This is a genomic window from Flavobacterium sp. FlaQc-57 (genome assembly GCF_044007395.1).
Classification (GTDB): domain Bacteria; phylum Bacteroidota; class Bacteroidia; order Flavobacteriales; family Flavobacteriaceae; genus Flavobacterium.
This window is the reverse complement of record NZ_JBIPDA010000005.1, coordinates 417,462-425,718: the sequence shown is the minus strand read 5'-3', so window position 1 is coordinate 425,718 and position 8,257 is coordinate 417,462. Positions and strand designations below refer to the sequence as shown.

Here is an 8,257-nt window from a genome sequence, read left to right as displayed (position 1 = left end):
CTACAACTTCGCAAGTAGACGTGCTTTGTAATGCCTCAACAACAGGTACTGCAACTGCTCTTCCAACTGGTGGAACCGGAACTTATACTTATTCATGGAATACAATTCCGGTTCAGACTGGAGCTACGGCTACTGGTTTGGGAGCGGGCACTTATACGGTAACGATTAAAGATGCGAATCTTTGTCAAATAACCAGAACGGTAACCATCAATCAGCCAACAGCTTTAACAGCTACAACTTCGCAAGTAGACGTGCTTTGTAATGCCTCAACAACAGGTACTGCAACTGCTCTTCCAACTGGTGGAACCGGAACTTATACTTATTCATGGAATACAATTCCGGTTCAGACTGGAGCTACTGCAACTGGTTTGGGAGCGGGCACTTATACGGTAACGATTAAAGATGCGAATCTTTGTCAAATAACAAGAACGGTAACCATCAATCAGCCAACGGCTTTAACAGCTACAACTTCGCAAGTAGATGTGCTATGTAACGCTTCAACAACAGGTACTGCAACTGCTCTACCAACTGGTGGAACCGGAACTTATACTTATTCATGGAATACAATTCCTGTTCAGACTGGAGCTACTGCTACTGGTTTGGGAGCGGGAACTTATACGGTAACGATTAAAGATGCTAATCTTTGTCAAATAACCAGAACGGTAACCATCAATCAGCCAACGGCTTTAACAGCTACAACTTCGCAAACAAATATAGCTTGTGGAGGAGCAGCTACCGGTACAGCAACAGTAAATGTTTCTGGAGGAGCTGTAGGATATACTTATGAATGGTCTCCTTCCGGAGGAAATAACGCCACAGCAAGCGGACTTATAGCAGGAACTTATACTGTTGTTGTTAAAGATGGTAATTTGTGTTCAATAACTAAATCGGTTACTATTAGTGATGGAGATTCTATTAAACCAATTGTAGATCCATTACCTGAAATTTCTACAATTAATTGTCCTTCTGAACCAGTATTTGCAACTGCGACTGCAACTGATAATAATGGAATTGTTTCTTCATTAACTTTTAGTGATTCAACTATTCCTGGTAAATGTTCCGGTAGCTATACAATTACAAGAACCTGGACTGCTGTAGATGCATGCGGAAACACTTCTCTTCCGGTTAGTCAAGTAATAACTGTACAAGATATTTCTGCACCAACATGGTCAACTGAAGTGGCTTCTTTAGATAAAATTATCGAATGTAGCGATGCAGCTGCTTTAACTTCTGCGCAAGCATTATTCCCAGCTGCTACAGATTCTTGTGATACTGATGTTTCGAATATTGTAAAAGTAAGCGGTGCTTTTGTAGCTTCTGAAGGCTGCTCAAACGCAGGAACTTACACCAATACCTGGACTGTAAGTGATGATTGCGGAAATACTTCTGATATTTTCACACAAGTAATTAAAATTCAAGACACTACTAAACCAACATGGTCAACTGAAGTGGCTTCTTTAGATAAAACTATAGAATGCAGCGATGCAGCTGCTTTAACTTCTGCGCAAGCATTATTCCCAGCTGCTACAGATTCTTGCGATACTGATGTTTCGAATATTGTAAAAGTAAGCGGTTCTTTTGTAGCTTCTGAAGGCTGCTCAAATGCAGGAACTTACACCAATACCTGGACTGTAAGTGATGATTGCGGAAATACTTCTGATATTTTCACACAAGTAATTAAAATTCAAGACACTACTAAACCAACATTTATTGGAGATCTTCCTACTGATATTACAGTTTCTTGCGATGCTGTACCTGAGCCTGCTACTATCGAGGCTTCAGATAATTGTAATGGAGATTTGCCAATTGTTCTTAAAGAAACTAAAAGTAATATCGAAAATGAGTGTGCTACAAATTATACCTTAACTCGTGTATGGACAACAAGTGATTGTGGCGGAAATACAGCAACTTATACTCAAATTATAACTGTTAGAGATACAACTGCTCCTACTGGAACTGCTCCTACTAATGTTGCTAACTTACAAAGTATAGCCGATATTCCTGTTGGAAGTCCAAATGATATAAAAGATGCCGCAGACAATTGCAGTAGTACTGTAAATGTAACTGTAAGTGATTCTAATAATGAAGGAAGCGGTTGTGATGGAAATGCATACATCTTAACCAGAACTTATACTTTGACCGATTGTGCGGGTAATAAAACCGAATTGAAACAAACCTTTACTGTCGAAAATAAAGTTTCGGTTACAGGAGTTGCTTCTAACGTAACTTGTTTTGGAGGAAAAGACGGATTGATTTTAATTACAAATAGCCCTGGTTCAACTGTTGTTATTAGAAATCAAAACAATGAAATTGTTGGAAACACTAATTTACCTGCAGGAACATATACACTTACAGCAACATCTGCTGTAAACAACGAAAACCAAACTTGTTCTGCAACTGCAACAGTTGTAATTACTCAACCAACATATACTATTAAAATATCCGGACAAATTATAAATAAAGATACCAATGCACCAATTGCGAACGTACCTGTTACATTGGTTCCGCAAGGCACTACAACCGGACCTATTTTAATGCGTATAACTGGTGCTGACGGACTTTACAATTTCTCAGGAATGGTTGCCGGAAGCTACTTGGTTCAGGTTCAAGATGCGAATTTAAATAGTGCATATCAATTGTATCCTATCGATTCAAGTTTATTCTTTACTAAACTTGAAGACTGTATTCTTCAGGAACATAATTTTGAATATGGAAAATCGAATTTACCTGTTTTAGGAGATTATGTTTGGTATGATACTAACAACAACGGAGTTCAGGACGAATGGTATGATGCAAATAATGATGGTATAGTAACCAAAAATATTCCGGATAGCAATGGCGCTATTGATTATAGCCAATGGGAATGGATTGATTTAAATGGAGATGGAAGCTATGCAGGTCCAACGAATGTTGGAGAATTAAATGCAGGTGGTTTTGGAAATTCATTAAGTTCAAACGTAATAATTGATGGTCCAAACGGATTTCATGATGAAGTAATAATAGGTCTTGAAGGTTTCTGGAGAAGCAGACCTGAAACTCCAAATCCTTACGGTGACTATACAATTAAATTGGTGAAAGATGCTAATCTGGATGCGGTTGCCGCTGCTTTGGGAGCAACTGGTTTAGTAAAAGTTCTTCCATCAGGAACAGACAAAAAAACAACTGATAAAACTAGTAAATCTCAAGTACACACCGTATGTCTAACAACTAGTGGTGCAAGCGGATATATTGTAACAGTAACTCCTGAGGATTTGGTTCATTTAGATGCCGATTTTGGAGTAAACTGCAAAGTATACTCTGATATTGTTGCCAATGACGATACTGCGGGACCTATCGCTGGAGTTAATCATACAACACCAAATGTTTTAAATGTATTGCAAAACGATACGCTTGAAGGTGTGGCTATAACTGCTTCTGATGTAATTATAACAACGGTAACACCAAATGAGTTTTTACAATTAAATGCTAATGGTTCTGTTGATGTTTTACCAAATGCACCAGTAGGCACATTAACATTAGTATATCAAATTTGTGAGGCAGATCAAACTACTAATTGTGATACTGCGACTGTTACGATTACTATTGAAGCACCAGTTATAACAGTTACTGCAACCGGAATTTGTGTAAACGATGTTCCATATATTGATTACGTGGTTACTCCTGTGAATTTCACTCCGGTAAGTGGTGTAACAATTGCATGGGCAAATAGTAGTAATACTGTGATCACAACAATGAATGACCTACCTCTTAGCGGTCGAGTAATATGGCCTGGAGCTGTAGTTGATGAAAGTGGTAAAGGTATTGACTGGCCAGGATGGATTTTTCAAAATAATAAATGGATTCAAGGCGCAGACGGATTTGAAACTCTTCGTCCAAGTGCTAATTTGACTATAACACTTAATCCAAGTCAGACTATTACTGTAAGTTACCCGCCATCTGAACCTTATTGTACGCTTAGACCTACGTTTGCAATTGTTGCAAATGATGATAATGCAGGGCCAATTAGTGGAACCACGGCACAAACAAATGTTCTTAATATATTAACTAATGATACGCTAAACGGTTCTGCTGTAGTTGCAAATGACATCACAATTACAACCGTAACTCCGGACCCTAAAGGCGCATTGACACTAAATGCCAACGGATCGATTGATGTTGCAGCGAACACACCCGGCGGAACGTATACACTGACTTATCAAATTTGCGAAAAAGGCGATTTTGGAAACTGCGATACAGCAATTGTAACCGTTATAGTATCTGATCCTCCTGCTCCACCTACACCTGTAGTTGCAAACGATGATACTTACAGTAATATTGGCTGTAATACATTTGGAGTAGTTGGTAATGTGTTAAGTAATGATGTAAAAGGCATAACTCGTGCGACATTAGAACTTGTTAACTTTACTCTGTTAGCTCAAAACGGAAATACAACTAAAACAGATCCAAACATCACTTTTGATGCTTTAGGAAACGTAACTGTAACAAGTTTGACACCTACAGGAACTTATACATACAGTTATCAAATTTGTGATAAACTAAGCTCCGAGAATTGTGACACAGCTACTATTACTATAATAGTAGCACCAAGAGGTACAACCACTATTGCAAGCAAAGCTTGTAATGACGATTCAACGTTAATTAATTTACTTTCATTACTTCCGGAGAATACTCCAACAACAGGAACCTGGGTTGACAGTAGAAATACTAATAGTATACAAGGAAGTACATTTAATCCACTTGGTTTAGCACTTGGTAATTATACGTTCGAATATGTAATAGCTGACCAGAATTGTCCTAGAAGTATTTTACTAAACATGGATGTAAATGATGATTGTAAAGTACTGGCCTGTGGAAATGTTGTAGTGCATAATGCGTTCTCACCAAATGGAGACGGAATAAATGATGTTTTCACTATCGATAGTATAGATGATACAACATGTTATCCTGAAAATAATGTAGAAATCTATAATCGTTGGGGAATATTGGTTTTTGAAACTCAAAATTATAACAATACAACCAATGCTTTTGACGGAACATCGAGAGGTAGAACAACAATTAAACAATCTGATGGATTGCCAACCGGTACCTACTTTTACATTATAAATTACAAATCATTAGACGGAAATAATGTAATTCAAAATAATAAGAAAGATGGTTATCTATATTTATCAAAATAGACTAACCAAACACACAAATCACTGTGAAATAAAGTTTTACAATAATATTTACAAATAATTAATAAAAAAAATCCTTATTTTTGAATATACAAATGCATTGACTTTTTTTAGAATCTTAATTGATAAAAAAAATCAATAGTAATAATTAAAATAATACATATCTACTATGAGAACAAAATTATTTTTCTTCGTCATTATGTTTGTAACAATTGCTGGTTATGCGCAACAAGATGCACAATTTACGCAATACATGTATAATACTATAAACATAAATCCTGCTTATGCCGGTTCACGAGGAGCTTTAAGTGTTTTTGGATTATACCGTACCCAATGGGTTGGGCTGGACGGAGCTCCTGAGACAAGCAGCTTTTCTGTAAACACACCAATAAACAATAGCAATTTGGGTGTGGGGGTATCTTTAGTTAATGATAAAATTGGTCCAACCAACGAAAATAATCTTTCTGTGGATCTCTCTTATACTGTTCAAACTTCAGCCGACTTTAAACTTTCGTTTGGGATCAAAGGAACGGCAAACCTGTTCAATCTCGATGTAACAAAATTAAATCCGGAGAGTCAGGGAGATCCACAATTTCAGGATCTAAATAACAAATTCTCACCCAATATAGGAGCTGGTGTTTATTGGCATTCTGATAAAGCATATATAGGTTTATCAGTCCCAAACTTTATCGAAACCAATCGCTATGATGATAATGATGTCGCCATTTACAAAGACAAAATCAATTATTATTTAATGGGAGGTTACGTATTTGATTTGGATAAATACCAATACATAAAATTCAAACCTGCTGTGCTCGCCAAAATGGTCGAAGGAGCACCGCTGCAGGTAGATGTTTCAGCCAACTTTATGTTTATGGACAAGTTTGTAGTTGGTGTTGCTTACAGATGGAGCGCTTCAGTTAGTGCAATGGTTGGATTTCAAATCACAGATGGTCTTTACATAGGATATGGTTACGATCGTGAAACCACAAACTTAAATAACTACAATTCAGGATCACATGAGATATTCCTGCGTTATGAGTTCTTCAAAAACAATGGTAAAATGACAACCCCACGTTTCTTCTAAAAAATAATGATTATGAAAAATTATATACTCTTTTGCTTAACATTTATTTGTTCTTTTTCGTTTGACAGTTATTCACAGCAATCAAAAGTGAATTCTGCAGATAAAAAGTACGATAACTACGCCTATATCGATGCTATTAAGACATACGAACGTATAGCAGAAAAAGGATACAAGTCTGAGGACATATTTAAAAAACTTGGAAATTCTTATTATTTCAATTCTGATTTTGAAGGTTCAGCAAAATGGTACGGAGAACTGTTTGCCATGAATACGACTGTTGAACCCGAATATTATTACAGATATGCACAGTCTTTAAAATCAACTGGTCAGACAGATAAAGCAAATAAAATTCTGGACGAATTTAGCGCCAAGTTTAAAAACGACAACAGAGGAAAACTCTTTAAAGAAAATGTAAATTACCTCGACCAGATTAAAGCAAATTCAGGGCGATACAAAATTGAAGATGCCGGAATAAATTCGAAATATTCAGATTACAGTTCGTTTGTATACGATAACAAAATATACTTTGCCTCAGCAAGAGACACAGGTAATTTCTCTCAACGCAAACACAAATGGACAGGAGAATATTTTACAAATCTTTATGTGGCCGACGTTGATCCAACAACTGGCAGCAGCGCTAAAGTAAATAAGTTTAAAACATCCATCAATACAAGATTTCACGAATCATCTCCTGTTTTTACAAAAGATGGAAAAACAGTTTACTTTACAAGAAACAACTATGTAAACGGTAAAAAAGGAAAAGATGACAACAAAATTACTTTAGTAAAAATATACAAAGGAACACTCGAAAATAATAAATGGAACATAACCGAACTTCCGTTCGATAGTGACAATTACAGCACTGCACATCCGGCACTGAGTCCTGATGAAAAGACTTTATACTTTGCATCAGATATGCCTGGAACTTTTGGACAGTCAGACATTTATAAAGTGAGTATCAATACTAACGGTTATGGTTCACCTGAAAATTTAGGCAAAACAATTAATACTGAAGGAAAAGAAACGTTTCCATATGTAACCAGCGAAAACGAAATCTATTTTGCTTCAGATGGACGCCCTGGATTAGGAGGTTTAGATGTTTTTGTGGGGCAAATTGAAAATAACGGAACCATAAGTAACATTCAGAATGTTGGTTCTGATATTAATTCTCCAAAAGATGATTTTGCTTATATCATCGATCCCGCAACCCGAAGAGGTTATTTTAGTTCCAACAAAGATGGCGGACAAGGTTCTGATGATATTTATAAGTTTTTAGAAACCAGAAGACTGAAATGTCTTCAGGAATTAACCGGAATTATTACCGATTCTGAAACGAATGTCATTTTACCGGGAACAAAAGTAACTTTGTATGACAATCAATCTGTTATAAAAAACAATACCATTTCAGACTCAAACGGATCATATAGTTTTGCTGTTGAATGCGGAAAAACATATAATGTAAGAGCTGAAAAAGAAGATTATACGACCAAAGAAGTTAGCGTTACTATTGGAAAAATAACCGGAAAAACAAACTTGCCAATTGCTTTAGATAAATCAATTTGCAAAGTAACTGTGGGTGACGATTTAGGAAAATGCTTTGGCATAAAAATGATTTATTTTGATCTGGATAAATCAAACATTAGAAGTGAAGCCGCTTTGGATTTAGAAAAAATACTTGATGTATTAAACAATAATCCAAAAATGAAATTGGATATTCGTTCACATACCGATAGTCGCGCCACATTCAAATACAACGAAGCATTGTCTGACAGAAGAGCAAAATCGACCATACAGTGGTTAGTTAAAAACGGTATCGCTCCAAATAGATTAACCGGAAAAGGATACGGTGAAACCCAACTTGTAAATGGCTGTTCTGATGGAGTGAATTGTACAGAGGAACAACATCAAATGAACAGACGTAGCGAATTTATTATTACTGCATTGTAGTTAATTAAGATTATCATACTTTTTTAAAAGCTGTCTAAAATTTTAGGCA

At 36.2% G+C, this 8,257-nt stretch carries 3 protein-coding genes; all 3 read left to right on the top strand.

Annotated elements, in window-relative coordinates; all coding sequences use genetic code 11:
• Positions 1-5,177: gliding motility-associated C-terminal domain-containing protein (locus tag ACHRVZ_RS17355; protein WP_395424144.1), on the top strand; the 5,177-nt coding region annotated here is incomplete at its 5' end.
• Positions 5,178-5,343: 166 nt separating this feature from the next.
• Positions 5,344-6,261 (top strand): type IX secretion system membrane protein PorP/SprF, encoded by a 918-nt coding sequence (locus tag ACHRVZ_RS17350; protein WP_395424143.1) that lies wholly within the window; start codon positions 5,344-5,346, stop codon positions 6,259-6,261.
• 12 nt (positions 6,262-6,273) lie between these two features.
• Positions 6,274-8,208: an OmpA family protein gene (locus ACHRVZ_RS17345; RefSeq protein WP_395424142.1), complete on the top strand. Its 1,935-nt coding sequence runs from the start codon at positions 6,274-6,276 to the stop codon at positions 8,206-8,208.
• Positions 8,209-8,257 lie beyond the last annotated feature (49 nt).

What these genes read in the sequence shown, in the direction of transcription:
- ACHRVZ_RS17350 (WP_395424143.1), top strand. Translation starts at nt 5,344, where the DNA reads ATGAGAACAAAATTATTTTTCTTCGTCATTATGTTTGTAACAATTGCT.
- ACHRVZ_RS17345 (WP_395424142.1), top strand. Translation starts at nt 6,274, where the DNA reads ATGAAAAATTATATACTCTTTTGCTTAACATTTATTTGTTCTTTTTCG.